The organism is Mesorhizobium sp. YR577, assembly GCF_900116595.1.
Taxonomy (GTDB): domain Bacteria; phylum Pseudomonadota; class Alphaproteobacteria; order Rhizobiales; family Rhizobiaceae; genus Mesorhizobium_M.
Window position 1 is genome coordinate 214,038 of sequence record NZ_FPBI01000001.1, and the last position, 24,501, is coordinate 238,538.

Genomic DNA, 24,501 nt, shown 5'->3' on the forward strand with positions numbered 1-24,501 from the left:
GTCGCATTGAGACATTGCGCTGCCGGCCAAGCGCCATTATGCCGAAGGCAAGGAGCGCTGAGGGACAGAAGGCTTGGACGAACCAATAATCGATCCCGAGACGCGGGGGCTCGAAATGGCACCGAGGCGGAAGGCAAGATCGCTCGGCGATATGCGCGTGTGGGTTCGCCGCGCCATCCTCGCGGCCATCGGCGTTGCGCTGATTCCCGCTGTGCTGACGTTTCTCTACATGCTGCCCTTCATACATCCGGTCTCGACCTTGATGCTGAAGGATCTGGCGACGTTTTCAGGCTACGACCGCCGCTGGGTTTCGATCGACGATGTCGCGCCGGTGCTGGCGCACTCCGTCATCATGTCGGAAGATGGCCAGTTCTGCTCGCACCGGGGCATCGACTGGGGCGAACTGCGGCTGGTGATAGACGATGCGCTGGCCGGGGAGGCGACGCGCGGGGCATCGACCATTCCCATGCAGACGGTGAAGAACCTTTATCTCTGGCAAGGCCGCTCGATGATCCGCAAGGGGCTGGAGGTGCCGCTGGCGGTTTACTTCGACGCGGTCCTGTCGAAGAAGCGGATCATGGAGATCTATCTCAACATCGCCGAATGGGGGCCGGGCATCTATGGCATCGAGGCTGCCGCCCAGCATCATTTCGGCGTTCCGGCCAAACAGCTCACGGCACGGCAGGCCGCTCTGCTTGCAGTGACGCTGCCCAATCCGATCGATCGCAATCCGGCGAGAGCCGGTGCCGGTTTGAAGCGGCTCGCCAACCTCGTCCAGCGCCGGGCTTCACGCGCTGGCGCCTATGTCGGCTGCGTCGACTAGGCTGGATCGAAAAAAATTCGCCGCGGTGCTGGTCAATCGCGGCTTTGCCGTGTATAGGCACGCCACTTATCTCAGATTACGGCCTGTTACGTGCGGCCCTTTAGCGAGGGCAGTCGGGGCTTTTACGATGGATGGAGCAATTCCATGGCTGTGCCAAAACGAAAGACCTCGCCTTCCAAGCGTGGCATGCGCCGTTCGGCGGATGCGCTGAAGGCTCCGACCTATGTCGAAGACAAGAACTCGGGCGAAATGCGCCGTCCGCACCACATCGACCTGAAGACCGGCATGTATCGCGGTCGCCAGGTTCTGACGCCCAAGGAAAGCTGAGAAGCCTTCCTCGCGCCGTTATGCGGTGAAACGATCAAGGGACTGGCCGCGCGCCGGTCCTTTTTCGTTTGTCAGGCGTTCAATCGGATGACCTGTTAGTCTACCAAGGCGTTTCGCCGTTCTTTGCGAGAAAAGAGAATAGATGCTGTCCCTTGTGCCGCTGCTGATCATCCCCTTCATCCTGTTCAATCTCGGCCTTGCCGGCCTGTTCGGTTCGGGCACCGGCGATCCTTTCGCCACGCAGATGTTTTCCGTGCAGATGATGTCGGGCGGCATCTGGACGATGACGGTCGGCGATCTGCTCATCGTCGTGGCGCTGCTTCTGCTCTTCGTCGAGATGATGAAATCGACGCGCACCTCCAATGCCTCGATCGTCGATCACCTGCTTTCGACCTTCGTCTTCGTCGCCTTCCTGGTCGAGTTCCTGCTGGTCAGGAGTGCTGCGCATCCCGTCTTCTTCACGCTGATGGTGATTGCGCTGATCGACGTGCTCGGTGGCTTCTCGGTTTCGCTCCGCTCCGCAGGGCGCGACGTCAATCTGAGCTGACGCACTCAGCTGCTGTCGACGCCGGCCGCCGTCATCGCGACAAGATGGCGGTCGCTTTCGCCCGACAGATCGACGGTAATGCGCATCCCGTCCTTTGCCGGTCGCCGCATGAAATGCCTGTCCGCCGTTGCGGTCAGGCACTCTTTGTCATGCAGTGCCTGTATGCGGCTTCGCGACAGGCCAAGTTCATTCGCCAGAAGACGGTCGACGCGCAAGCTGGTTTTGGACGGCGCAGCGAGATGGATTTCCATTTTCGCTGCGGAGTGGGGATTACCTGAGACGACGTTCTTTCGAACTTCAACGTCGCCGAACTCTTCGACCCGTTCGGCGCTGCGCCGCAGGTCGTCGAGATCGAAGGCCAATCGCGCCGTCCATTCGGGGTCGTTCGTGCGCAGCGCGTGCAGCAGGCCCGGATCGATCGAGCGGACATTGCGGCGCTCCAGCAGCGGGCGGTTCCAGGTGCCGTCGCAGTCGATGCAGCGATAGATCAAACAGGCATCGATGCGCTTGCCATTGGCGTTGACCCTGGCCTTGCCTGAGCTGCTGAAGGGCCTGATGTCGCCGCATCGGCGGCAGGGAAGCCAGGGTTGCGGGGCGGTTTGAGGGATAATGGTCCATTGGACGCAGAGTACGTCTGACATGCCGGCTTGATCTTCCTGGTCGGAAGTTCCTCAAGACGGCGGTGTCGGAGAGCCTCAGGCGAGGCACGGTTTGGCAGAAGTCGGGTGCGGATCAAGGGCGAGCCGGCGGCGATGACACCAGCGGCAGTCCAGCCATGCCATCCCGGTCTCGATCCGCCACCTGAAGAACGCAAATTCGCGATTGCGACAGGCCTGCGCCATGCCGCGTTTCTGGTGGAACTGACGAGACCGGAATTACAAAGGCAAGACGAGCCGAACCTGGGATTGTTGCGCTGGAGCGCGTTTGTAGCGAAACCCGAATAGGATGGGAAGTGGCCGCGAAGGCCGAAAACGCTGCCGCTGCGCTTGGAGTCTTTCCGGCTGATAAGACCCCCACCCCTAACCCCTCCCCACAAGGGGGAGGGGAATGATTTCCATCGCTTGGAGACCAAGAATGAGGTCGGGCGGGTGGTACAGCAAGGTTCCCTCCCCCTTGTGGGGAGGGGTTAGGGGTGGGGGTGAATCGCCCGATCCAACCCTCAGATCAGCCGCCGTCGGCTTCGAAACCGGCGGCCTGGATGCCGGCGATTGCCACCAGCTCGTCATTGTCGGAGGTGTCGCCGGAAACGCCGACCGCGCCGATGACCTCCCCCTGCGAGCGGATCAGCACGCCGCCGGCAACCGGCACGACCTTGCCGCCGGAAACGCCGGACAGGCCCTGCATGAAATGCGGACGCTCCTTGGCCATGGCCTCCACCCGGCGCGAGCCTGCGCCGACCGCCAGCGCGCCATAGGCCTTGCCCGACGCGATCTCGAATCGCAGGAACGATGCGCCGTCCTGCTTCTGGAACGCGATGACATGCCCGCCGGCATCGAACACGACAATGCCAAGCGGCTTGAGATTGATTTCCTTCGCCTTGGCAAAAGCGGCATCGATGATTTCGTTAGTCTTGGCGAGTGTCAGGCTTGGCATGGTTTCTCCTCTAGGGCCGATTTGGCCCATTGCTTTTATGCGGCGGGGCGTGAAATTTGTATGCCTTCCGGAAAAGAAGCTGTTTTGCCAGATCGGCCATGACCAGCCGCAATGAGGGAATTGACGCTTGAGAAGATTCGATGTGCCGGGGCGCTCGCCCGTCTACGCGGAAAACGGCATGGCCGCGACCTCGCATCCGCTGGCAACCGCTGCGGCAATCGCAGTGCTGAAAGAAGGCGGCAACGCCGTCGATGCGGCCATCGCTGCCTCGGCAACGCTTACCGTGGTCGAGCCGCATATGACCGGCATCGGCGGTGATTGTTTTGTCATCCTGGCCGAGCCTGACGGCTCCATTCATGGTTTGAACGGCTCCGGCCGCGCGCCTGCTGGAGCGGACGCGGCACGCCTGCGCGATCTCGGTTACAGCGCCGTGCCGGAAAGCGGGCCGCATTCGGTGACCGTGCCCGGCGCCATCAATGCCTGGGAAATGCTGCATGCCCGCTTCGGCAAGCTCTCCTTCGAGCGGCTGTTTGCGGACGCGATTGCCTATGCCGAGAACGGTTATGCGGTGCATCCGCGCGTCGCCTCGGATTGGGTGGGTGTGGTCGAGGAACTCGCGGCAGACGAGGGTGCCGCCCGGCACTATCTGGTCGATGGCAAGGCGCCTGCTCTCGGCACACGCCACAAGGTGCCGGCGCTGGCAGCAACGTTGCGCAAGATCGCCACGCAGGGCGCTAAAGCTTTCTACGAAGGCGAGGTCGCTGCCGAAATCGCCGCCACGATCCGCGCCAAGGGCGGCTTCATGACCGAGGATGACCTTGCCGCGACTTCCGCCGACTGGGTCGAGCTGATCTCGACCCGCTATAACGGCTACGATATTCTCGAAATTCCACCGAACGGGCAGGGTATCACCGCGCTCATCCTGCTCAACCTGATGGCCAAGGTCGGCACCGGCAAGCTCTCCCCCGACAGTGCCGAGCGCTATCATCTCGAGATCGAGGCGGCGCGGCTGGCCTATTCGGTGCGCGACCATCTGGTCGCCGACCCGAAGTCGATGACGGTGACGCCGGCGCAGCTGCTTTCGGACGCCTATACCGCCGCACTCGCCGAAGGAATCGATCCGGCGCGGCGCAATGCAAAGATCGTGCTGCCGAAGACGCCGGCCTCCGACACGGTCTACCTCACGGTGGTCGACCGCGACCGCCGCGCCGTCTCCTTCATCAACTCGGTCTATGACAGTTTCGGCTCCAAGATCGTGACGCCGAAATCCGGCATCGCGCTGCAGAATCGTGGCGCCTGCTTTTCGCTGGAGGAAGGCCACCCCAACGAACTCGGCCCGCGCAAGCGGCCCATGCACACCATCATCCCGGCGATGGCGCTGAAGGATGGCAAGGCGGCCGTATCGTTCGGCGTCATGGGCGGCGCCTATCAGCCGATGGGCCACGCCCATGTCTTCTCCAACCTTGCCGATCACGGCATGGACCCGCAGGAGGCGCTCGACCACGCGCGGCTGTTCTGGGCCGAGGATGGCGTGCTCGAGGCTGAGGCCGGAATCTCGGCGGAGGTGCGCGAGACGCTTGCGAAGAAGGGCCATGCGCTGCGCGACGCGGCCAAGCCGCATGGTGGCGGCCAGGTCATCGTCATCGACGACGAGAATGGCTTCCTGATCGGCGGCTCGGACCCGCGCAAGGACGGGCTGGCGCTGGGCTGGTGATGCAGGACCATCGCATATGGAAAATCGGGTTGATCGCCTTAGGACCCCCCACCCCTAACCCCTCCCCACAAGGGGGAGGGGGATTTTGCGGCCGACATGCGGTGCGAAACCGTTCATGATCGGCGCCTTGCGCGGATGCCGTTAGGTTTCCCTCCCCCGTGTGGGGAGGGGCTAGGGGTGGGGGTTCTTGCCTTGGCAGGTGAGCATCCTACGGCACATCGCGCCGCAGTGACTTCGAGGCGCGGGCATGTCATTGACGCTGCATGAAGCTCATGCGGCACCTCTTGAAGGACAGGCTGTCGGTCGGCGCGATTGCTGCGCTGATCGGCTATATGCTGTTGCTTCAGGGGCTGGTTGCCGGCTTCTCGCAAGGGGCCATGGCCGCTTCGGCCCTCGATCCCTTGCATGTCATCTGCGCTTCGGACGGAACGATCTCTACCGCCGCAAAAGAGCCCGGCGGCTCGCCGGTAGACAAGGCGTTCCAATGCCCTTGCGCGACGCTCTGCCAGCTTGCCGCGACCGCCACGCCGGCGGTTCTTGGCCAACTCGCGGTCTTTGCCTATGCCGCGCCGAAAGACACGAATGCGGTGCGCTTCGAGCAAGCCGACGTCTTCCAGTCGGTCTTCCGAGGCCTTCTCGCAGAAGCCAGGGCACCACCACTCTCCATGTGACGTCGAGCGATACGAAACCGGCCTGACAGGCCGTTCGATATTTCACGCCTATGGAGACACTCATGTCCGATCTGACCATCGGGCGGGAAAGTGCCGGCATTGCCGCGCAATCCGCGTCCGACCTTTACCGCGCCGTCTGGCGCTGGCATTTCTATGCGGGCCTGCTGGTCCTGCCCTTCATGATCACGCTGGCCGTCACCGGCGCGCTCTATCTGTTTCGGGACGAGCTGGATGCAGTCATTCATGCCGACCTGAAACGCGTTGAAATCCGCGAGAGCGCGGCCAAGGCGACGCCGTCCGCCATGGTGGCCGCAGCTCTCGCTGCCCATCCCGGCACTGCCGTCAAATTCACCGATCCCGATTCGCCAAATTCATCGGCCGAGATCACCGTCAATACCGAGACGCAAGGCAAGCTGGCGGTCTATGTCGATCCCTATGACGGCAAGGTGCTCGGCTCGCTCCCCGATCGCGGAACGGTGATGTGGACTATCCGCTACCTGCACAGCCTGAAATATTTCGGGTCGACCGCCCGCATGGTGATCGAGATCGCTGCCGGCTGGTCGGTCCTGCTTGTCGGCACCGGCATCTATCTGTGGTGGCCGCGCCGGCAGACGGGCGGCGTCGTCAGCGTGCGCGGAACCCCGAAGCGACGGGTGTTCTGGCGCGACACCCATGCCGTCACCGGCATTTTCGTCGGCTTCTTCATCGTCTTCCTGGCGATCACCGGCATGCCGTGGTCGGGCGTCTGGGGCGGCAAGGTCAACGAATGGGCCAACGGCAGCAATTTCGGCTATCCAGCAGGCGTGCGGATCGCGGTGCCGATGTCGGACGAGCATCTCGATCATGTCGCCAAGACATCATGGTCGCTCGAACAGGCGCAGGTTCCGCAATCGCCCGCCGGACACCACGGCGCCACCCCGATCAGCCTGGACGATGCGGTCTCGACGTTCGACCGGCTCGGCCTGCATCGCGGCTATGCCGTCAACATTCCGTCGACACCCACCGGCGTCTATACCGGCTCCGTCTATCCAGACGACCTGTCGCAGCAACGGGTGGTTCACCTCGACCAGTATTCGGGCAAGCCGCTGATCGACATGAGCTATGCCGATTACGGGCCGCTCGGCAAATGGCTCGAGTGGGGGATCAATGTCCACCTCGGCCAGCAGTTCGGTCTCGCCAATCAGCTTGTGCTGCTGGCAGCTTGCATCGCCATCGTCGCGCTTGCCGTTTCGGCGGGCGTCATGTGGTGGAAGCGTAGGCCGCAAGGTTCGCTCGGCGTGCCGCCCATGCCGTCGGACAGGCGCGTGTTTCGCGGGCTGATTGCGATTCTTGCGGTCGGCGGGGTGGTGTTTCCGCTCGTCGGGGTATCGCTGGTGGTGATGCTGGCGCTGGATTGGGCGTTTGGGCGGGTGCGGATGGTTGGGAAGGTTTGAGGAGAAGGAGGCTGGCCGCAACGCTGGCGACCCCCTCTCCCCGTCCTTCACGGGGAGAGGGTAAGGGTGAGGGGCCGTTTAAGGCCTTCTGCAGTTCGCACCTTCAACGAGGCACCGCTGCCCCGGCCCTTCGCTAGGGCTCCGGGCGTTCGAAACTCGAAAAGCCAAATCGTTGGCTTTTCGCCGGCCAAAGGCCGGACGTTTCTCACCCCATAGAATCGATCTTCCGCTGCATGGCAGCAATCTGCTCCTTCAGCTCCTGAAGGTCGCCCGGCTTTTCAGAACTTTCCTGCTTTGCCGGCTCGGCGGGTGCGGAGGCAGTGCCGCCCTGCGGGAAGGGCGTGAACAGGCGCATGGCGTTCTGGAACATTTCCATGTTGCGGCGCGTCTGTTCTTCCAGCGCCTTCATCGGCGCAAGCTTCATCATCTCCATCGGCGACTTGCCGAGAGAGGTTTTCATCTGCTCGCGAAAGCGTTCCTGCTCCTTGGCGAAAGCCACCATCGACTGTTCGAGGAAGCTCGGCACGATCATCTGCATCTGGTCGCCATAAAAGGCGATGAGCTGGCGCAGGAACGGGATCGGCAGCATGTTCTGCCCATCCTTGTTCTCCAGCTCGAAAATGATCTGCGTCAGCACCGGGTGGGTGATGTCCTCGCCGGTCTTGGCGTCCTGCACGGTGAATTCCTCGCCCTTCTTGACCATCTCGGCCAAGTCCTCGAGCGTCACATAGGTGCTGGTGCCTGTGTTGTAGAGTCGGCGGTTGGCGTATTTCTTGATCACGACCGGATCGTCTTTTGCGGGCATCAAATTCCTCCCCAGGGACCGGAACGCGAAGTATGCAGCCGGTAACGATTGCGCCATGGCGAGGATATGCGCAAAACGTCTGCAATTCCAAGCGCTTTGTGCAGTGCGGGAATTTTGTGCGGAAATGCTGCGTTGCGCGGGCGATTTTTTGGCTGCGTTTTATTGCGGCAGCAATCCTGACCCATCGATTTCCAGTTTGACTCGGGTTCCTTAACGGGCAAGAAAAGCCCTTGAGAAGACCTCTATGCGGTCCGGCCCTAACTGTTCTGGAGAGTGAAATGCCCGCCTCGAATTCCATCGTCATCGCCAGCGCCGCCCGCACTGCGGTAGGTTCCTTCAACGGCTCGTTCGCCAATACGCCTGCCCATGAACTGGGTGCTGTCGTCGTCAAGGAAGTGCTGGCACGTGCCGGTGTGGATGCCGCCGAAGTCGACGAGGTCATCCTCGGTCAGGTGCTGACGGCGGGGCAGGGCCAGAACCCGGCGCGGCAGGCGTCCATCGCCGCCGGCCTGCCTATTGAAACCACCGCCTGGGGTCTCAATCAGGTCTGCGGCTCGGGCCTGCGCGCCATCGCGCTCGGCATGCAGCAGATCGCGACGGGCGACGCCAAGATCATCGTTGCCGGCGGCCAGGAATCGATGTCGCTGTCGACGCATTGCCAGCATCTGCGCGCCGGCACCAAGATGGGCGACCTCAAGCTCATCGACACGATGATCAAGGACGGTCTGTGGGACGCCTTCAACGGCTACCACATGGGCAACACCGCCGAAAACGTCGCGCGTCAGTTCCAGATCACCCGCGACGATCAGGACGAATTCGCGCTCGCCTCGCAGAACAAGGCCAAGGCCGCTCAGAAAGCCGGAAAGTTCAAGGACGAGATCGTCGCCTTCACCGTCAAGGGCCGCAAGGGCGACACCATCGTCGACCAGGACGAATATATCCGCATCGGCGCGACGATCGATGCCATGCAGAAGCTTAAACCCGCCTTCGACAAGGACGGCACGGTAACTGCCGCCAACGCGTCCGGCCTGAATGATGGTGCCGCCGCTGCCGTGCTGATGACCGAGGCCGAAGCCGAGCGGCGCGGCATCACCCCGCTTGCCCGCATCGTTTCCTGGGCGACCGCCGGCGTCGACCCATCCATAATGGGCACGGGGCCGATCCCGGCATCGAAGAAGGCGCTGGAGAAGGCCGGCTGGTCGGTGGCCGATCTTGACCTTGTCGAGGCCAACGAGGCTTTTGCGGCTCAGGCCTGCGCGGTCAACAAGGGTCTCGGCTGGGATCCGGCCATCGTCAACGTCAATGGCGGGGCGATTGCCATCGGCCACCCGATCGGCGCGTCCGGCGCGCGCATCTTCAACACGCTGGTCTTCGAGATGAAGCGCCGCGGCGCCAAGAAGGGCCTCGCCACGCTATGCATCGGCGGCGGCATGGGCGTGGCGATGTGTGTGGAAGCGATCTGAAGAAAAGCGAATAGGGAATAGTGAGTAGCGAATAGGAAGTGTCGAAAGCGGAAGCGGCCAAAAGAAGCCCTACTCGCTATTCGCTACTCCCTACTCGCTCTCCGATCAAACGAGGAGGAGCACTTCATGACCAGAACAGCACTCGTCACCGGGGGATCGCGTGGCATCGGGGCGGCCATTGCGGTGGCGCTGAAGAATGCCGGCTACAAGGTTGCCGCCAATTATGCCGGCAATGACGAAGCAGCGCACAAATTCACCGCCGACACCGGCATCAAGACCTACAAATGGTCGGTTGCCGACTACGACGCCTGCGAGGCCGGGATAAAACAGGTCGAGGCCGATCTCGGGCCGGTCGATGTTCTGGTCAACAATGCCGGCATCACCCGCGACGCACCTTTCCACAAGATGACGCGCGACCAGTGGCGCGAGGTCATGGAAACCAATCTCAACGGCGTCTTTAACATGACGCATCCGCTGTGGAACGGCATGCGCGAGCGCAAGTTCGGCCGCGTCATCACCATTTCCTCGATCAACGGCCAGAAGGGCCAGTTCGCGCAGGCGAATTATTCGGCGGCCAAGGCCGGCGATATCGGCTTTACCAAGGCGCTGGCGCAGGAAGGCGCGCGCGCCGGCATCACCGTCAACGCCATCTGCCCCGGCTATATCGCGACAGACATGGTCATGGCGGTGCCGGAAAAGGTGCGCGAGTCCATCATCGCGCAGATCCCTGTCGGCAGGCTCGGCGAGGCCGTCGAGATCGCGCGCTGCGTGGTGTTCCTGTCATCCGACGATGCCGGCTTCATCACCGGCTCGACGATTACCGCCAATGGCGGGCAGTATTTTGTGTGAGGTTGGGTGGCTGCCACGTTGCCAGAGGCACGGCTGACGACCGTTGATGTTGGCAAAAAAGAAAACGGCGCCCGAGGGCGCCGTTTCCGTTTGATCTGCCGCAAAAATCACTCGTCGCCGAACAACGACTTGTGGGCGATGCCGGCGAGGATGGCGCCGACGATCGGGGCGACCCAGAACAGCCAGAGCTGCTGTAGCGCCCAGCCGCCGACGAACAGTGCCGGGCCGGTGGAGCGTGCCGGGTTGACCGAGGTGTTGGTCACCGGGATCGAGATCAGGTGGATCAGGGTCAGCGCCAGGCCGATGGCGATCGGCGCGAAGCCGGCCGGAACGCGTTTCGTCGTGACGCCAAGGATGATCATCAGGAACATGAAGGTCAGCACGATTTCAGCGACGAGTGCTGCACCCATCGAATAACCGCCCGGCGAATGCTCGCCATAGCCGTTCGATGCAAAGCCGCCGGAAAGCGAGAAATCCGCCTTGCCGCTGGCGATGAAGTACAGGATCGCCGAGGCGACGATGGCGCCGATGACCTGGGCGATGACATAGGGGACGAGATCCTTGGCCGGAAGACGCCCGGCCACGGTGAGGCCGACGGATACGGCCGGATTGAAGTGGCCGCCGGAAATCCCGCCCACGGCATAAGCCATGGTGAGGACCGTCAGGCCGAACGCAAACGCAACGCCAAGAAAACCAATACCGAATTGGGGGAAAGCGGCGGCAAGAACGGCGCTGCCGCAACCGCCGAAGACAAGCCAGAAAGTACCGAGGAACTCGGCGAAGAGACGTTTGGACATGGTAATACCCTCCTAGTACCAATGACCTAGAAGATTCACGAAATCGGGCACAACGCAATGGCGAGACATGCGGTGGGGCCTGCCACTTCAACGATTGTCACAGCTATTTACGTCGGGTCAGCCTTTGCGTTTGCAAAGCTGTGCCGGAACGGGGCATTTTGGTTAATTCCTGCCGCCCGGTCGGCATGCCGGAGCGACGCCGGCAGGGGATAATTGTGCCTCGCCGGACAAGCCTCACCATATGCTGTGGTGAACAAACCGGGAAACGACCGCCATCAGCGATTCGTCGCTGCTTCGTTCTTCCTTTGAGCGGAACGTTAACGGAAATGCTCGCCACGGGGCTCTCCGTGGTCATTTCCGCTTAAGCATCTTTACGAAAGCCTTAAGGCGCGAGTCGCGCCTTCGGCCGGGCAAGTGCTGCGCCGGGCAAAGGTTAACAACAGTAGCGAAAAAGGCGTAGTCAGGTGAATACGCGCTCCTGCATGTGGATGCTGAATCGCTGTCAAGTCCCACATGTTGCGTCGAACAAACCGTGAATCCAGCTAAATCAGTGATTCGTCGCTGATTCGTTCCGGGTTTGACCGGAACGTTAATTTCGGGACACGCGAGGTCGGATGTTCTCGATGTGAAATTCTATAAAATATAATAAATTCAATCTGTTAAACGTTTCTGGCGCCATCCAGCCGGCGAAAGGTTAATGCCGAGGGACGAATCCCGAGCCTGTCGAATTTCAGCGATTCAGCATGTGGTGAGATTCACCGTGACTCAGGCTACATGTGGGGGTGAACAAAAGCTGAATCTGCTGGAGTCAGCGATTCGTAGCCGATTCGTTCCAGACTCGTTCCACCTCTTAATTTTCGCGAAAATTCAGGCTTTCGTTTCCGCGCCCAAGTGCCTATCTGTCGAAACGAACGTGCTTGCCCGGAAATTGCCGCGATAGCCGGCCAGTCGGGTCTTTCGCGACAAACCGCGCCAGAAAGGCCGCCACCGCCGCCGATGAACATTCATCCCAAACAGAATGACCCGCTCGTGCTTTCCGGCCGCGACGTGACGGCCGTGCTCGGGCCGACCAACACCGGCAAGACGCATCTGGCGATCGAGCGCATGGTGGCGCATGAAAGCGGCATCATCGGCCTGCCGCTCAGGCTTTTGGCGCGCGAGGTCTATGGCCGCGTCTGCGACAAGGTCGGTGCTGCCAAGGTGGCGCTCGTCACCGGCGAGGAAAAGATCCTGCCGCCCGGCGCCAAATATTCGGTCTGCACAGTCGAGGCGATGCCGCGCGAGACCAATGCCGCCTTCGTCGCCATAGACGAGGTGCAGCTTGCCGGCGATCTCGAGCGCGGCCACATCTTCACCGACCGCATCCTGCATCTCAGGGGCCGGCAGGAGACGCTGCTTTTGGGCGCGGCCACCATGCGCGGCATTCTGGAGCGGCTGCTGCGCGGCGTTTCCGTGGTCACCCGCCCGCGCCTGTCGCATCTCGCCTATGCCGGTTCCAAGAAGCTGACGCGTCTTCCCCGGCGCTCGGCCATCGTCGCCTTTTCGGCCGACGAGGTCTATGCCATTGCCGAGCTGATCCGGCGCCAGCGTGGGGGTGCTGCCGTCGTGCTCGGAGCGCTCTCGCCGCGCACCCGCAATGCGCAGGTGGCGCTCTACCAGTCCGGCGACGTCGATTACCTCATCGCAACCGACGCCATCGGCATGGGCCTCAATCTCGATGTCGACCATGTCGCCTTCGCCCAGAACCGCAAATTCGACGGTTTCCAGTTTCGCGATCTCACCGCTGCCGAACTCGGCCAGATCGCCGGCCGTGCCGGGCGGCATCTGCGCGACGGCACTTTCGGCGTCACCGGCCAGGTCGATCCGCTTTCAGACGAGCTGATCGAGAAGATCGAAGGGCATGAGTTCGACCCGGTGAAAGTGCTGCAGTGGCGCACGTCGCAGTTCGATTTTTCCAGCCTCGACGCGCTGAAGCGTTCGATCGAGACGACAGCGCCAGTCGAAGGGTTGACGCGGGCCTTGCCAGCGGTCGATGCGCAGGCGCTGGAGCAATTGTCGAAGGATGCCGACATCCGCGCGCTGGCGACAAGCCGCGACCGCGTCGCGTTGCTGTGGGAGGTCTGCGCGCTGCCGGACTATCGCCGCATCGCGCCGGCGCAGCATGCCGACCTCATTTCCTCGATCTTCGTCGATATCGCCGATCGCGGCCATGTCGACGAAAATTACATGGCCGAACAGGTGCGCCGCGCCGACTCGACCGAGGGCGATATCGACACGCTTTCACACCGCATCGCCCAAATACGGACGTGGACCTATGTTTCCAATCGGCCTGGCTGGCTTGCCGATCCGGCACATTGGCAGGAAAAGACGCGGGAAATCGAAGACAGATTGTCGGATGCGCTGCATGAACGGTTGACGAAACGCTTCGTAGACCGCAGGACTTCCGTCCTCATGCGCCGCCTTAGAGAAAATACAATGCTTGAAGCCGAAATAAGCCCAACCGGAACGGTCCTCGTCGAAGGCCACCATGTCGGGGAATTGCAGGGGTTCCGTTTCACCGCCGACCAGAGCGCGGCCGGTGAGGATGGCAAGGCCATCAAGGCGGCAGCGCAAAAGGCGCTCGGCGTCGAGTTCGAAACGCGCGCGGATCGCTTCTCGGCCTGCGCCAATGGCGATCTGGCGCTTGGTTCCGACGGCACGCTGCGCTGGATCGGTGCGCCGATCGGCACACTGGTGTCGACCGACGACGCGCTGCGTCCACGCGTCATCCTGCTTGCCGACGAGCAACTGACCGGCCCGGCACGCGACAAGGTCGCCGTGCGCGCCGAACGCTTCGTCAATTTCCAGATCGACACGCTGCTCAAGCCGCTGCTCGATCTGAAGAACGCCGAACAGCTTTCCGGCATTGCGCGCGGCATCGCCTTCCAGCTCGTCGAGAATTTCGGGCTGATCAACCGCCGCGATATTGCCGATGACATCAAGACGCTCGATCAGGAAGGCCGCGCCGGCCTGCGCCGTCTCGGCGTGCGCTTCGGCGCCTACCATGTCTTCGTGCCGTCATTGCTGAAGCCGGGTCCGGCCGGGCTGGTGACGCTCTTGTGGGCGCTGAAGAACGACGGCAAGGACAAGCCCGGCTTCGGCGACGTGGTTCATGCGCTGGCTGCCGGCCGCACTTCGGTCGTCATCGATCAGACATTCGACAAGGCGTTCTACAAGCTTGCCGGTTTCCGCAATCTCGGCCGCCGCGCCGTGCGCGTCGACATTCTCGAGCGGCTGGCTGATCTCATTCGCCCGGCACTGGCCTGGAAGGCCGGCATCGGCGCGCGGCCTGATGGCGCCTTCGACGGCAGCGCCTTCCTGGTGACGCCGGCGATGATGTCGATCCTGGGTGCTACTGCTGACGACATCGAGGAAATCCTGAAGGGTCTCGGCTACCGCGCCGAGCCTAAGCCGGCCGTCGAGGTCAAGGCACGGCTGGAAGCGCTGGACACCGCCGCGCGCGAAGCCGCCGAAAAGGCAGCTGCCGCAAAGATCGAAGCGCAGGAGGCTGCTGCGAAAGCTGCCGCCGACGAAGCGAATGCAGTATCGGAAGATGCTGCGACCACTGAGGCGGAAGCCGCCACGCCGGAAGCCGACGCAACGGTGGCTGAAGTTGCCGAGCCGGTTTTGGAGCCCGAAGGTGAGGTAGTGGCAGAGGCTGCTGCCGCCGCGCCCGAAGCCGACACAACTGTTGCGGACGCTGTCGAGGCAACTGCTGACGCAGCCGCCGCGCCGGTTGAGGTTCCCGCATCGGAACCGGCCGCGGAAGAACCGGTTGCGGAATCCGCACCGGCGGCGCCCGAATCTGAAAACGCAGAAGCGACGCCCGCTCCAGAGGCGGCTGCGGAAACGCCTGCCGAGGCTGCGCCCGCCGTCGAAGCGACTGCGCCTCAGCCGGAAACGCCGGTCGAAGAGCCCAAGCCCATTCTTTTGTGGCGGCCGGCCCGCTTCGAGCGTCATCCGCGTCCACGCCATGACAATCGCCCGCGCGGTGGCCAGGCGGAAGCGCGTGGCGCACCCGGCCAGCCGCGCCGGGATGGCGAACGTCCGGCCCGCGAAGGCGACAGGCCGGCACGCGAGCAGGGCGGCAAGGAGCGTTTCGACCGCAGCAAGTTCAAGGGCAAGTCCGGCAAGCCGAGCACCGAGGGTGGACGGCCCGATCGCCGCGACGATCGTGGCGGCGGCAAGGGCGGCTTCCAGGGCAAGCCCTCGTTCCAGTCCAAGCCGCGCGAGGAGCGGCCGGTGCGCGTCGATCCGGACTCGCCCTTCGCCAAGCTCGCCGCGCTGCGCGACCAGCTCAAGAAGTAGGCTGCAGGGTCGATGCCCGCCGACGGTCGTCAGCGTATCGACAAATGGCTGTTCTTTTCGCGCGCGGTGAAATCGCGTTCGCTGGGCGCGAAACTGGCCCAGGCGGGCCGCGTTCGCATCAATGGCGAGAAGTCCAGCCAGGCTGCGGATTCGGTTAAGCCAGGCGATGTCCTGACCATCACGCTGGAACGGCGCATCCTCGTCTACAAGGTGCTTTCGTGCGGGTTCCGCCGTGGGCCGGCGGAAGAAGCTCGGCTGCTCTACGAGGATCTTTCGCCCGCACCCGCGCCGAAGGATGCTTCACTTCCCGACGCACTCGTTCCCGTCCGTGACGCCGGCAGCGGCCGCCCGACCAAGCGCCAGCGCCGGGAAACAGACCGGTTGCGCGGCGGCGATTGACGGTATCGGTTGCCATTGCTGCTTGGGTGGGGTGAAAATGCATTCCGGTGTGAGGCAATTGCGCGCAAAAGCCACCCTTGCAAGACATTGGCAAAGGCGCTACCTCACCCCATCTTAAGGTTCGAAAGGGCCGTCCCGGAGCAGTAGCAGCATGACCTATGTCGTGACCGATAATTGCATCAAATGCAAATACATGGACTGTATCGAGGTCTGTCCGGTCGACTGCTTCTATGAAGGCGACAACATGCTCGTCATTCACCCCGACGAGTGCATCGACTGCGGTGTCTGCGAGCCGGAATGCCCTGCCGACGCCATCAAGCCGGACACCGAGCCGGGCTTGGACAAATGGCTTCAGATCAACGACGAATATGCATCCAAATGGCCCAACATCACGGCCAAGAAGGATGCGCCGGCCGACGCCAAGGAATTCGACGGCGTCGAGGGCAAGTTCGAGAAGTATTTTTCGGCGGAGCCCGGCGAAGGCGATTGAAGGCAGCAACGCTGCAATCAGCATGAACGGGCGTTGATTACGCCTTCCGGCGGACATTTCCGGCGGTCGGGTCTTCGCGCATGCAGCAAAACCTTGATTCTTTCAACTTTTTGTGGTACCACTGCTGCAACATGCCGCTGACACGCTGTCGATTTATGGCGCAACGCCCTAATCACTGAAAGGTGAACACGAACTCCGGACCAAGGCATCTTGGGCCAGGCAAACGCTTTTGATGCGATTTGCCAGGTCCTGCTTTACCGGAGGGCGTTAGCCTGTGTGTGGCATTCCCAGTTCGGCCAGTTGGCCGTCCCATCAGGTCCGCCGGCGCTCTAGCCGGGACCACAAAAGGAGTTCAGGGCGTAATGGCAACCACAACCCCGCAGAAGAAGCCTTCCTCAGCAGGCCGTCACGGCTTCAAGACCGGCGAATACATCGTCTACCCGGCACATGGCGTCGGCCAGATCATGTCCATCGACGAGCAGGAAGTAGCGGGCCACAAGCTGGAGCTCTTCGTCATCGATTTCCAGAAGGACAAGATGCGCCTGAAGGTGCCGGTCGCCAAGGCGACCTCCATCGGCATGCGCAAGCTTTCGGAAACCGACTATGTCGACCGTGCGCTGAAGGTTCTTCAGGGCCGCGCTCGCGTGAAGCGCACCATGTGGTCGCGCCGCGCGCAGGAATATGATGCGAAGATCAATTCCGGCGACCTGATCTCGATCTCGGAAGTCGTTCGCGACCTTTTCCGTGCCGAGAACCAGCCCGAGCAGTCCTATTCCGAGCGCCAGCTCTATGAAGCTGCCCTCGACCGCATGGCCCGCGAAATCGCAGCTGTGAACCGCCTGTCGGAAACCGAAGCGGTTCGCATGATCGAGATCAACCTTGCCAAGGGCCCCAAGCGTGGCGCCAAGGCCGAGGCCGACAACGAAGAAGCCGAGCAGGAAGAAGCTGCGTAAGCAGCGGCTTTCAGGCTTTCGACATTTGAAAAACCCGGCGGCAACGCCGGGTTTTTTTGTTGCCACCATTTAGGCATCGAAGATCGATCGTTATTGCTCTTGCCTCATAACGATATAAAATCCCGTCAATCCGCCAGAGGAGTGCCGGCCATGGACGAAGACGCCCTCAACATGTCGATCCGTAAATTCCTGAAGGAAGTCGGCATCACCTCGCAGCGTGAGATCGAGGCGGTGGCGCGCAACGGCAAGGTCAAGGGCGGCAAGCTCAAGCTGCGCATGACCCTGACCGCCGAAGGCACCGACCTCAACCATGTCGTGGAAGGCGAGATAAAGCTGGCTTGAGCCCGCCGTTGTTTCAGAACCACTCCGGCTTCATCGTCAATGTCGTGTCGTCCAGGCTGTCGAGCAGCGCGCGCTGGGTGCGGGCCTTGGGCAGCTCGTAGGCGAAGAAGTAGCGGCAGGTGGCAAGCTTGCCTTCGAGGAAATCCCGGTTGGCCCCGTCGTTCCTCAGCTTGCGCGACGCGGTGAGCGCCTGGCGCAGCCACATCCACGCGACCACCACATGGCCCATCATATCGAGATAGAGCGTCGCATTGGCAAGGCCGCTTTCGGGGGAACTGGCGGCCCTGCTGGCAAGCTTGCCGGTCGTCGCCACCGCCTCACCGAGATGGGCGGCCAGATCCTCGGCATGAGCGGCGAGGTTTTCGAAGGCGTGCGCCTGCGTCACGTCGGCCATGATCCTTGTGGCCAGCGTCTTGATGCCGGCGCCGTTGTCCTGCATCACCTTGCGGCCGAGCAGGTCGAGGCCCTGAATGCCATGCGTGCCTTCGTGGATGGCGTTCAGCCGGTTGTCGCGGTAGAGGCGCTCGACCGGATAGTCGCGCGTATAGCCGTATCCGCCAAGCACCTGTATCGCGTGCTTGTTGGCCTCGAGGCAGAATTCCGACGGCCATGACTTGGCGATCGGCGTTAGCAGATCGAGCAGCAATTCGGTTTCGTGGCGGGTTTCGGCATTGGGGGCTGCCTTCGTCGCGTCGACAAGAAAGGCCGTGTAGAGCAGCAACGCCAGCGCGCCCTCCACAGCGGCCTTCTGGGCGAGCAGCAGGCGCCTGACATCGGCATGCTCGATGATCGGCACCTGGGCGCTCGCTGCGTCCTTGTGGCCGGGGTGGCGGCCCTGCGGGCGCTCCCTGGCATAGACCAGCGAAGCACGATAGCCGGCGGCACCAAGGGCAGCCGCCCCAAGGCCGACGCCTATGCGGGCCTCGTTCATCATATGGAACATGTAGGTGAGGCCGCGATTGGCCTCGCCGACCAGATAGCCGCGGCAGGGCGCCTTCTCGCCGAGATTGAGCGCTGCATTCGTCGTGCCGCGATAGCCCATCTTGTGGTTCAGCCCGGCAAGCTCGACGCCGTTTCTCTTGCCCCGCTTGCCGTCCTTCCGGAGCAGGTATTTCGGCACGATGAACAGCGATATGCCCTTCACGCCGGGCGGGCTGTCGGGAAGCCGCGCCAGAACCAGATGGACGATGTTTTCCGAGATTTCCTGATCGCCGCCGGAGATCCACATCTTCTGGCCATGCAGGAGATAGCTGTCCTTGTCCGGTTCCGCCTTGGTGGTGATGTCGGAGAGTGAGGAGCCCGCCTGCGGCTCCGACAGGCACATGGTGCCGAAGAAGCGGCCCTCGATCATCGGTTTCAGGAAGCGTTCCTTCTGGTCGTCAGAGCCGAAGGCCGCGATGAGGTGCGCTGCCCCAACCGTCAGGAACGGGTAGGCTGCGGTGCTGGCATTGGCCATCGAGAAGATGAAGCTTGCAGCACTGCGCAGGGTTTCCGGCATCTGCGCGCCGCCCCATTCCTGATCGAAGCCCGCGCCGAAGAATCCGGCTTCGCGATAGGCGGCCAGCGCCTGCCCCACGCGGGGGTCCATCGCCACCTTGCCGCTTTCGAAGCGCGGCTCGTCGAGATCGAGCGCTGCCGCATGCGGCAGGAAGTGATCCATGGCGATGCGCTCGGCGGTGTCCAGCACCTCCTCCATGGCAGTCCGGTCATAGTCGGCAAAGCGCGGCAGTGCCGCCAGGCTGGCGGTCGGCAGGGCGTCGAAAAGCTGGAAAGCAAGATCGGTACGGTCGACGGAGATCATGGAACAATCCTTCGCGCGAGACGTTTCAAGGCCTGTAGGGCGATGTGCGGCGACTTCAACCCTCCCCGACCATCCCCGTCTAATGTCCACCCCCGGGTCGGAAGCCTCGAAGTATAGAGCAATTGCGCCGGAGTTTGGGAGTGCCCGGATGATTGAAGACAAAGCAAGGCGAACCATGATCCGGGCGGCCATGAAGGCGCCCTATCTCGAGCGCGGCGAGGAGCATGAACTGGCACTTCGGTGGCGCGACCACCACGACCAGGCGGCGATGCACCGCATCACCACTGCCCACATGCGCCTCGTCATCTCGATGGCGACGAAATTCCGCTATTTCGGCCTGCCCATCGGCGATCTGATCCAGGAAGGCCATGTCGGCCTTCTCGAGGCCGCAGCGCGGTTCGAGCCGGACCGTGACGTGCGTTTCTCGACCTATGCGACCTGGTGGATACGGGCCTCGATGCAGGACTACATCCTGCGCAACTGGTCGATCGTGCGCGGCGGCACCAGTTCGACGCAGAAGGCGCTGTTCTTCAACCTGCGCCGGCTGCGCGCCAAGCTGGCGCAGGGCCCGGGCATGCTTTCGGGAGAGGCGCTCTACAAGGAGATTTCCACCGCCCTTGGCGTTTCGGAATCCGATGTCGCGATGATGGATTCGCGGCTTTCCGGCCCCGATACCTCGCTCAATGCCCCCTTGGTCGATGATGGCGGCGGCTCGGCCGACCGCATGGATTTCCTCGTCTCCGACGATCCCTTGCCCGATGAAGTCGTTGGCGAGGCAATCGACGACGAACGGCGCTCTGGCTGGCTGAAGAATGCGCTCCATGTGCTGAACGAGCGCGAACTGCGCATCATCGAGGAGCGCCGGCTTCAGGACGAGGGCGCCACGCTGGAATCGCTCGGCGAAACCCTCGGCATCTCCAAGGAACGCGTGCGGCAGATCGAAAGCCGCGCGCTACAGAAGCTCAGGGTTGCGCTCGTCAAGGAAAGCCCTGCGTTTCTGAGCGCTTGATGCTGCGATTTTCCTTCTCCCACAAGGGGAGAAGGGCTCTTTCCCTACCGATCCGAAACGATCTTCACCTTGTCGCCGGCCGATACCGTGGCGCCGGGCGCAAGGCCGTTGAGCACCCTGAACAGGTCGAGCTTGCGGTCGACGCCGATCATGCCGGCAGCCAGCGTGCCCATCGTCTGGCCCGGCCTGACGGTGACGACGCGGATGCGCAGGGGTTTGAGCGCTGCCTTTTCCGCCTCGCTCAGCACGTGGAAACTGCCGCCCACCGACCGTGCCACGGCATCGAGCGAATTGCCGGCCAGCGGTGCGGCCGTCAGCAGGCGATAGACCTGGCCGTTGGCGCGGATGACGGTGACGTCGAACTGCCAGCCGTCGGCCCGCGCCTGGGCGACTGCCGCCTCGTTGCCATTGATGGTCTCGGTGCGCACGCTTGAATCCACCAGCCCGGCAACCCAGCCGCTGCGCAGATAATCGGTCAGCGACATCTTCGGCTCGATGGTCACGCCGTCGAAGCGGATCGCCATGTCGCCGGGGCCGGTCGCGGTGACGGCTGCCGCCGTATTGTCGATGGCAAAGCCTGCGGGGACCGAGAACGACACGCCAAGACGCGGATGCATGAACGTGTTGCCGCGCACATAGCCTTCTTCCGGCGTGTCGCCGAACAACAACCCGTCAATGCCGGCGAGGAAGGAATCGCGATCCTTGACCCCGGTGCCGGGAGGGCCGATCAGGCGGGCGTGGCGCTGCGCCAGTTCGATGCGCTGCGGCGTGTTGGGGTGGCTGGCCAGGAAGTCGAGGCTCGGATCGGTCGCGCCGCTGATCGAGCGGAAATCGCTGTAGGCAGCCATGGACTGCAGGAAGCGGCCGGCGGCATAGGGGTCGAAGCCGGCCTGCCCGATCGCCTTGATGCCGATGGCGTCGGCTTCCAGCTCCTGGTTGCGCGAGAACTGGGCGAGCCGGAGCTTGCCGCGGATCAGCGCCACCTTGGCCGTCTGGCTTTCGCCGAGAACGTCGGTGACGACCTTGTTGGCCAGCACCTCCTCGGCTTCCTTCTGCTGGCGCTGAAGGCCGTGATTGGCCGTCACATGGCCCATCTCGTGGGCGATGACGGCGGCAAGCTCGGAGGAATCGTTGGCGAGCGCCAGCAGCCCGCGCGTCACATAGAGATAGCCGCCGGGCAGGGCGAAGGCGTTGACGTTGGGCGAGTTGAGAATGGTGATGCGATAGGTCTGGGTCGGGTTGGCCGACACGGTGGTCAGGCTGCCGACGACCTTGGCGACCATGCGCTCAAGCTTGGGATCGGAATATTCGCCGCCATAGGTCGCGAGAATGCGCGGATGCTGGCTCTTGGCGAGTTCGGCCAGCCGGTTGTTGCGCGAAACGCTGTCGACGGTGACCGGGTTGTCGGACGGGCGGAAAGCAGATTCCGTGATGTCGCTGCCGGTCAGCGCCTGGCAGCCGGCCAGCAGTGCCACAAAAGCCACGGCAAAGCCGAAGCGCGCCGCAGGGCGCACCGGCGAGAGCATCTCTCTGGCTGTGATCCGGCAGGTCGACAGAACGGCTTCCTTTCGTCGGGCAATGACTGCCATCCACGGCAGCCCAGTGTTACGCGGACCTAGCCATACTCTTCCTGGCAAAACAAGAATGCGGATAAGCCCCTGAAACTGCTCTGGCCGCAAATTATGTCCGCTTCCGGGCGATTCAATCGAATCGCTACGCGCCAGCATCAAAACCAATATAGTCCCGGAACGCCGCAGGTCCATCTTTGGTGAAGAATGTAACGGTTTCACCGGTCGCGGCCACCGTTCCACGGTCGAGAAACACCATGTTTCCGCCGATTCTGCGGGCATCCTCTGGTTGATGTGTCACGAAAACCACAGTCATGCCGCGTTCGGCCTGAAGCGCCTTCACCAGATCGACCATGTCCTCGCGCAGGGCAGGCCCAAGCGAGGCAAAGGGTTCGTCGAGAAGCAGCACGGGCCGGTCGCGCACCAGAACGCGGGCGAGCGCCACGCGCTGGCGTTCGCCGCCGGAAAGCTCGCGCGGCAGGCGTTTTGGCTTGTCGCCAAGGCCCGTGCGGTCAAGCGCTTCGGCTATGGCGGCACGGTCGGTGTCGATTAGGCGCAGGGCCGCGGAGCGGCCGAGGCCGACATTCTGCTCGACCGTCAGATGGGCGAAGAGGTTGTTCTCCTGGAACACCATGGAGACAGGCCGTTCCGAGGGCGGCGTAGCGGTCACGTCGGTGCCGCCGATCAGCACGCGGCCCGAACGCGGCAGTTCGAAGCCGGCTATCAAATTGAGCAAGGTCGATTTGCCGGCGCCGCTTGGCCCCATCACCGTGGTGATCGCGGCCGGCTCGATCGCGAGGTCGAAATCCACCCCCGTCTCGCCATAGCTGAAGGCCACCTTGTCCAGCGTGATGCCGGCACCTGTCCTGTCGATCATCGCGAAGCGTCCTTTCCGAGCCGGTCGGCGACAAGCATCAGCACGAGGCAGAGAAGGCCGAGCATCAGGGCAAGCCCGGCTGCATCCGCGGTACGATAGCTGCCCATGCGGGCGAGCAGAAGATAGGGCAGCGTCTGCACGGAATCGCTGCCGAACAGTGCGATGACGCCGAGATCGCCAAGTGACAGCTCCATGGCGAAGGCAAAGGCGGTCGAAAGCGGGCGGCGCAAAACGGGCCAGTCGACCAGCCTCAGGCGGTTCCAGCCGCTGATGCCGAGCTGGGCGCAGAGGCGCTCGTGCCGCTCGCTGGCGGCGTCATAGGCTGGGCGTATGGCGCGGATGGCGAAGGGCATGGCCATGACCGCATTGACGGTGACGACCATGATCGGCGCAACAGTGAAGACATCGCCCATATGGCGCAGCAGCACGAACCAGCCCGCACCGAGGACGATGGGCGGCACCACCAGCACGAAGCCGGCGCCTGTGTCGGTCATGCGCTCCAGAAAGGTCTTTTCGCCGGCCCCGCGCCGCAAGGCCAGCGCGCGCCGCGCCATGATCAGCGACAGCGCCAGCATGGCCGACAGGCAGGCGGAAAGCGTTGCCAGCACGAGGCTGGTGATCGTCGCCTGCCGCACCGTGCTTTCGCCGGCGAGGCGGAAAAGATCGGCGTTGAGTCCGGCAAGGACGGTCGCCAGCATCGGCCCGGCAACGAAGGCAAGTGCGGCAATGAGAAGGACCGCGTTGAGGGCGGTTTCGCCACGCCCGGCGGAGACATAGCGGCGCTGCGTCACCGACAGATTGGCATCGCCGGTGGTGTTTGCGCCGAGCCGCATCAGCGCAAACACGACCGCCATGGTGAGCGCGATCTGCAGCAGCGTCAGTGCCACGGCGCGGGCGGGGTCGAAGTCGAAGCGCAGCGACTGGTAGATCGCGACTTCCAGCGTGGTGGCGCGCGGGCCGCCGCCCAGTGTCAGCACGATGGTGAAGGATGTGATGCACAGCATGAAGACAAGGCCGGCGACACCCGGCAGGCTGGCGCGCAGGGCCGGCCATTCGATCAGGCGAAAGCTGGAGCGAGCACCCATGCCGAGCTGGCTCGCCAGCCGCCACTGGTCGGCAGGCACCGTGTTCAGGGCCTCCAGAAAGAGGCGGGTCGCCAGCGGCAGGTTGAAGAAGACATGCGCGACCAGAATACCCGACAGGCCGTAGATGCCGGGCCAGTCGCCGCCGCCGATGGTCGAAAGCAGGCCGGAGAAATAGCCGGCGCGGCCGTAGAGGGCGAGAACGCCAAGCGCCACGACGATGGCCGGCAGCGCCAGCGGCACGGCAAACAGGCGCAGGATCAGCCCGCGCCCTGGAAATGCCGGGTGCCGGGAGAGGGCGCGCGCGACGAAGATCGCGGGGATGATGGAAAGCGTAGCTGATAGAAGCGCCTGCCACAGCGTGAAGCGGGCGACGCGGAAGAGGTAGGAATCGAAGGCGGCGATAGCGCCGGACGTGTCGCGCGCGCCTTCGAGGATCAGGCCGAGAAACGCGCCGCCGATGAGGACGGCTATCGCGGCAAGCGCGATGATGCCGGCGGTGATGCGCCTATCCCTCCCCCTTGAGGGGAGGGTACGGCCGAAGGCCGGGGGTGGGGTCGGTGCGGCCGTACTCGACATTCAATTGCGCCTCGCGCTGCCTCCGGCAACCC

Annotated in this window: 23 protein-coding genes; 15 read left to right on the forward strand and 8 right to left on the reverse strand. The window is 63.2% G+C overall.

Annotation, left to right across the window (positions count from 1 at the left end; all coding sequences use genetic code 11):
* Nucleotides 1-115: 115 nt before the first annotated feature.
* From mtgA to BM413_RS01055, 3 genes are all read left to right on the forward strand, one after another.
* Nucleotides 116-823 (forward strand): monofunctional biosynthetic peptidoglycan transglycosylase, encoded by a 708-nt coding sequence (gene mtgA, locus BM413_RS01045; protein WP_091910235.1) that lies wholly within the window; start codon nt 116-118, stop codon nt 821-823.
* A gap of 144 nt (nt 824-967) precedes the next feature.
* Nucleotides 968-1,150 (forward strand): 50S ribosomal protein L32, encoded by a 183-nt coding sequence (gene rpmF, locus BM413_RS01050; RefSeq protein WP_008834724.1) that lies wholly within the window; start codon nt 968-970, stop codon nt 1,148-1,150.
* A gap of 142 nt (nt 1,151-1,292) precedes the next feature.
* The gene (locus tag BM413_RS01055) at nt 1,293-1,697 is read left to right on the forward strand and encodes a hypothetical protein (RefSeq protein ID WP_091909184.1); all 405 of its coding nucleotides are present in this window, start codon (nt 1,293-1,295) and stop codon (nt 1,695-1,697) included.
* A gap of 5 nt (nt 1,698-1,702) precedes the next feature.
* On the opposite strand, the gene BM413_RS01060 is transcribed toward BM413_RS01055, so the two are convergent.
* The gene (locus BM413_RS01060; protein WP_091909187.1) at nt 1,703-2,338 is read right to left on the reverse strand and encodes a DUF1062 domain-containing protein; all 636 of its coding nucleotides are present in this window, start codon (nt 2,336-2,338) and stop codon (nt 1,703-1,705) included.
* Nucleotides 2,339-2,422: 84 nt separating this feature from the next.
* Between BM413_RS01060 and BM413_RS33385 the strand changes: the two genes are divergently transcribed.
* Nucleotides 2,423-2,641 carry a hypothetical protein gene (locus BM413_RS33385; RefSeq protein WP_210188893.1) on the forward strand — a complete coding sequence of 73 codons (219 nt, stop codon included), beginning with the start codon at nt 2,423-2,425 and terminating at the stop codon, nt 2,639-2,641.
* Nucleotides 2,642-2,861: 220 nt separating this feature from the next.
* Here the strand turns inward: BM413_RS33385 and BM413_RS01065 are convergent, their stop codons facing one another.
* Nucleotides 2,862-3,290, reverse strand: coding sequence for a GlcG/HbpS family heme-binding protein (locus tag BM413_RS01065; RefSeq protein ID WP_091909189.1), 429 nt, complete (start codon nt 3,288-3,290; stop codon nt 2,862-2,864).
* A 127-nt stretch (nt 3,291-3,417) separates the two neighbouring features.
* Between BM413_RS01065 and BM413_RS01070 the strand changes: the two genes are divergently transcribed.
* From BM413_RS01070 to BM413_RS01080, 3 genes are all read left to right on the forward strand, one after another.
* Nucleotides 3,418-5,004: a gamma-glutamyltransferase family protein gene (locus tag BM413_RS01070; RefSeq protein WP_175544221.1), complete on the forward strand. Its 1,587-nt coding sequence runs from the start codon at nt 3,418-3,420 to the stop codon at nt 5,002-5,004.
* 272 nt (nt 5,005-5,276) lie between these two features.
* Entirely contained in the window at nt 5,277-5,675 is a 399-nt protein-coding gene (locus tag BM413_RS01075; RefSeq protein ID WP_175544222.1) for a DUF2946 family protein, read from the forward strand.
* Between the two features lie 62 nt (nt 5,676-5,737).
* Entirely contained in the window at nt 5,738-7,108 is a 1,371-nt protein-coding gene (locus BM413_RS01080) for a PepSY-associated TM helix domain-containing protein (RefSeq protein ID WP_091909196.1), read from the forward strand.
* 205 nt (nt 7,109-7,313) lie between these two features.
* Here the strand turns inward: BM413_RS01080 and phaR are convergent, their stop codons facing one another.
* The gene (gene phaR, locus BM413_RS01085) at nt 7,314-7,913 is read right to left on the reverse strand and encodes a polyhydroxyalkanoate synthesis repressor PhaR (RefSeq protein WP_091909199.1); all 600 of its coding nucleotides are present in this window, start codon (nt 7,911-7,913) and stop codon (nt 7,314-7,316) included.
* 278 nt (nt 7,914-8,191) lie between these two features.
* Between phaR and BM413_RS01090 the strand changes: the two genes are divergently transcribed.
* Nucleotides 8,192-9,376: an acetyl-CoA C-acetyltransferase gene (locus BM413_RS01090; RefSeq protein ID WP_091909202.1), complete on the forward strand. Its 1,185-nt coding sequence runs from the start codon at nt 8,192-8,194 to the stop codon at nt 9,374-9,376.
* Between the two features lie 126 nt (nt 9,377-9,502).
* The gene (phbB, locus tag BM413_RS01095) at nt 9,503-10,225 is read left to right on the forward strand and encodes an acetoacetyl-CoA reductase (RefSeq protein WP_091909205.1); all 723 of its coding nucleotides are present in this window, start codon (nt 9,503-9,505) and stop codon (nt 10,223-10,225) included.
* A gap of 107 nt (nt 10,226-10,332) precedes the next feature.
* Here the strand turns inward: phbB and aqpZ are convergent, their stop codons facing one another.
* Nucleotides 10,333-11,022, reverse strand: coding sequence for an aquaporin Z (gene aqpZ, locus BM413_RS01100; RefSeq protein ID WP_091909208.1), 690 nt, complete (start codon nt 11,020-11,022; stop codon nt 10,333-10,335).
* 996 nt (nt 11,023-12,018) lie between these two features.
* Here aqpZ and BM413_RS01105 point away from each other — a divergent pair.
* From BM413_RS01105 to BM413_RS01125, 5 genes are all read left to right on the forward strand, one after another.
* The gene (locus BM413_RS01105; RefSeq protein ID WP_091909211.1) at nt 12,019-15,369 is read left to right on the forward strand and encodes a helicase-related protein; all 3,351 of its coding nucleotides are present in this window, start codon (nt 12,019-12,021) and stop codon (nt 15,367-15,369) included.
* Between the two features lie 12 nt (nt 15,370-15,381).
* Nucleotides 15,382-15,768 carry an RNA-binding S4 domain-containing protein gene (locus BM413_RS01110; RefSeq protein ID WP_091909214.1) on the forward strand — a complete coding sequence of 129 codons (387 nt, stop codon included), beginning with the start codon at nt 15,382-15,384 and terminating at the stop codon, nt 15,766-15,768.
* Nucleotides 15,769-15,919: 151 nt separating this feature from the next.
* Nucleotides 15,920-16,258 (forward strand): ferredoxin FdxA, encoded by a 339-nt coding sequence (fdxA, locus tag BM413_RS01115; RefSeq protein ID WP_091909217.1) that lies wholly within the window; start codon nt 15,920-15,922, stop codon nt 16,256-16,258.
* Nucleotides 16,259-16,620: 362 nt separating this feature from the next.
* Nucleotides 16,621-17,211, forward strand: a complete 591-nt coding sequence (locus BM413_RS01120) for a CarD family transcriptional regulator (RefSeq protein WP_091909220.1) — start codon at nt 16,621-16,623, stop codon at nt 17,209-17,211.
* A gap of 150 nt (nt 17,212-17,361) precedes the next feature.
* The gene (locus tag BM413_RS01125) at nt 17,362-17,553 is read left to right on the forward strand and encodes a DUF6494 family protein (protein ID WP_091909223.1); all 192 of its coding nucleotides are present in this window, start codon (nt 17,362-17,364) and stop codon (nt 17,551-17,553) included.
* A gap of 13 nt (nt 17,554-17,566) precedes the next feature.
* Here the strand turns inward: BM413_RS01125 and BM413_RS01130 are convergent, their stop codons facing one another.
* Nucleotides 17,567-19,354 carry an acyl-CoA dehydrogenase family protein gene (locus BM413_RS01130; RefSeq protein ID WP_091909225.1) on the reverse strand — a complete coding sequence of 596 codons (1,788 nt, stop codon included), beginning with the start codon at nt 19,352-19,354 and terminating at the stop codon, nt 17,567-17,569.
* Nucleotides 19,355-19,502: 148 nt separating this feature from the next.
* Here BM413_RS01130 and BM413_RS01135 point away from each other — a divergent pair, with 148 nt between their 5' ends.
* Nucleotides 19,503-20,363: an RNA polymerase factor sigma-32 gene (locus BM413_RS01135; RefSeq protein ID WP_091909228.1), complete on the forward strand. Its 861-nt coding sequence runs from the start codon at nt 19,503-19,505 to the stop codon at nt 20,361-20,363.
* 44 nt (nt 20,364-20,407) lie between these two features.
* Here BM413_RS01135 and BM413_RS01140 read toward each other — a convergent pair whose 3' ends face one another.
* The 3 genes from BM413_RS01140 to thiP all read right to left on the reverse strand — a co-directional run bounded on the left by BM413_RS01140 (nt 20,408) and on the right by thiP (nt 24,469).
* Nucleotides 20,408-21,889, reverse strand: a complete 1,482-nt coding sequence (locus BM413_RS01140) for a M48 family metalloprotease (RefSeq protein WP_244537727.1) — start codon at nt 21,887-21,889, stop codon at nt 20,408-20,410.
* 187 nt (nt 21,890-22,076) lie between these two features.
* Nucleotides 22,077-22,808 carry a thiamine ABC transporter ATP-binding protein gene (gene thiQ, locus BM413_RS01145; protein ID WP_091909234.1) on the reverse strand — a complete coding sequence of 244 codons (732 nt, stop codon included), beginning with the start codon at nt 22,806-22,808 and terminating at the stop codon, nt 22,077-22,079.
* Nucleotides 22,805-24,469 carry a thiamine/thiamine pyrophosphate ABC transporter permease gene (gene thiP, locus BM413_RS01150; protein ID WP_091909237.1) on the reverse strand — a complete coding sequence of 555 codons (1,665 nt, stop codon included), beginning with the start codon at nt 24,467-24,469 and terminating at the stop codon, nt 22,805-22,807. Before thiP ends, thiQ begins: the two co-directional genes overlap by 4 nt.
* Nucleotides 24,470-24,501 lie beyond the last annotated feature (32 nt).

What these genes read in the sequence shown, in the direction of transcription:
- mtgA (WP_091910235.1), top strand. Translation starts at nt 116, where the DNA reads ATGGCACCGAGGCGGAAGGCAAGATCGCTCGGCGATATGCGCGTGTGG.
- rpmF (WP_008834724.1), top strand. Translation starts at nt 968, where the DNA reads ATGGCTGTGCCAAAACGAAAGACCTCGCCTTCCAAGCGTGGCATGCGC.
- BM413_RS01055 (WP_091909184.1), top strand. Translation starts at nt 1,293, where the DNA reads ATGCTGTCCCTTGTGCCGCTGCTGATCATCCCCTTCATCCTGTTCAAT.
- BM413_RS01060 (WP_091909187.1), bottom strand. Translation starts at nt 2,338, where the DNA reads ATGTCAGACGTACTCTGCGTCCAATGGACCATTATCCCTCAAACCGCC.
- BM413_RS01065 (WP_091909189.1), bottom strand. Translation starts at nt 3,290, where the DNA reads ATGCCAAGCCTGACACTCGCCAAGACTAACGAAATCATCGATGCCGCT.
- BM413_RS01075 (WP_175544222.1), top strand. Translation starts at nt 5,277, where the DNA reads ATGCGGCACCTCTTGAAGGACAGGCTGTCGGTCGGCGCGATTGCTGCG.
- BM413_RS01080 (WP_091909196.1), top strand. Translation starts at nt 5,738, where the DNA reads ATGTCCGATCTGACCATCGGGCGGGAAAGTGCCGGCATTGCCGCGCAA.
- phaR (WP_091909199.1), bottom strand. Translation starts at nt 7,913, where the DNA reads ATGCCCGCAAAAGACGATCCGGTCGTGATCAAGAAATACGCCAACCGC.
- BM413_RS01090 (WP_091909202.1), top strand. Translation starts at nt 8,192, where the DNA reads ATGCCCGCCTCGAATTCCATCGTCATCGCCAGCGCCGCCCGCACTGCG.
- phbB (WP_091909205.1), top strand. Translation starts at nt 9,503, where the DNA reads ATGACCAGAACAGCACTCGTCACCGGGGGATCGCGTGGCATCGGGGCG.
- aqpZ (WP_091909208.1), bottom strand. Translation starts at nt 11,022, where the DNA reads ATGTCCAAACGTCTCTTCGCCGAGTTCCTCGGTACTTTCTGGCTTGTC.
- BM413_RS01105 (WP_091909211.1), top strand. Translation starts at nt 12,019, where the DNA reads ATGAACATTCATCCCAAACAGAATGACCCGCTCGTGCTTTCCGGCCGC.
- BM413_RS01110 (WP_091909214.1), top strand. Translation starts at nt 15,382, where the DNA reads ATGCCCGCCGACGGTCGTCAGCGTATCGACAAATGGCTGTTCTTTTCG.
- fdxA (WP_091909217.1), top strand. Translation starts at nt 15,920, where the DNA reads ATGACCTATGTCGTGACCGATAATTGCATCAAATGCAAATACATGGAC.
- BM413_RS01120 (WP_091909220.1), top strand. Translation starts at nt 16,621, where the DNA reads ATGGCAACCACAACCCCGCAGAAGAAGCCTTCCTCAGCAGGCCGTCAC.
- BM413_RS01125 (WP_091909223.1), top strand. Translation starts at nt 17,362, where the DNA reads ATGGACGAAGACGCCCTCAACATGTCGATCCGTAAATTCCTGAAGGAA.
- BM413_RS01130 (WP_091909225.1), bottom strand. Translation starts at nt 19,354, where the DNA reads ATGATCTCCGTCGACCGTACCGATCTTGCTTTCCAGCTTTTCGACGCC.
- BM413_RS01135 (WP_091909228.1), top strand. Translation starts at nt 19,503, where the DNA reads ATGATTGAAGACAAAGCAAGGCGAACCATGATCCGGGCGGCCATGAAG.
- BM413_RS01140 (WP_244537727.1), bottom strand. Translation starts at nt 21,889, where the DNA reads ATGCTCTCGCCGGTGCGCCCTGCGGCGCGCTTCGGCTTTGCCGTGGCT.
- thiQ (WP_091909234.1), bottom strand. Translation starts at nt 22,808, where the DNA reads ATGATCGACAGGACAGGTGCCGGCATCACGCTGGACAAGGTGGCCTTC.
- thiP (WP_091909237.1), bottom strand. Translation starts at nt 24,469, where the DNA reads ATGTCGAGTACGGCCGCACCGACCCCACCCCCGGCCTTCGGCCGTACC.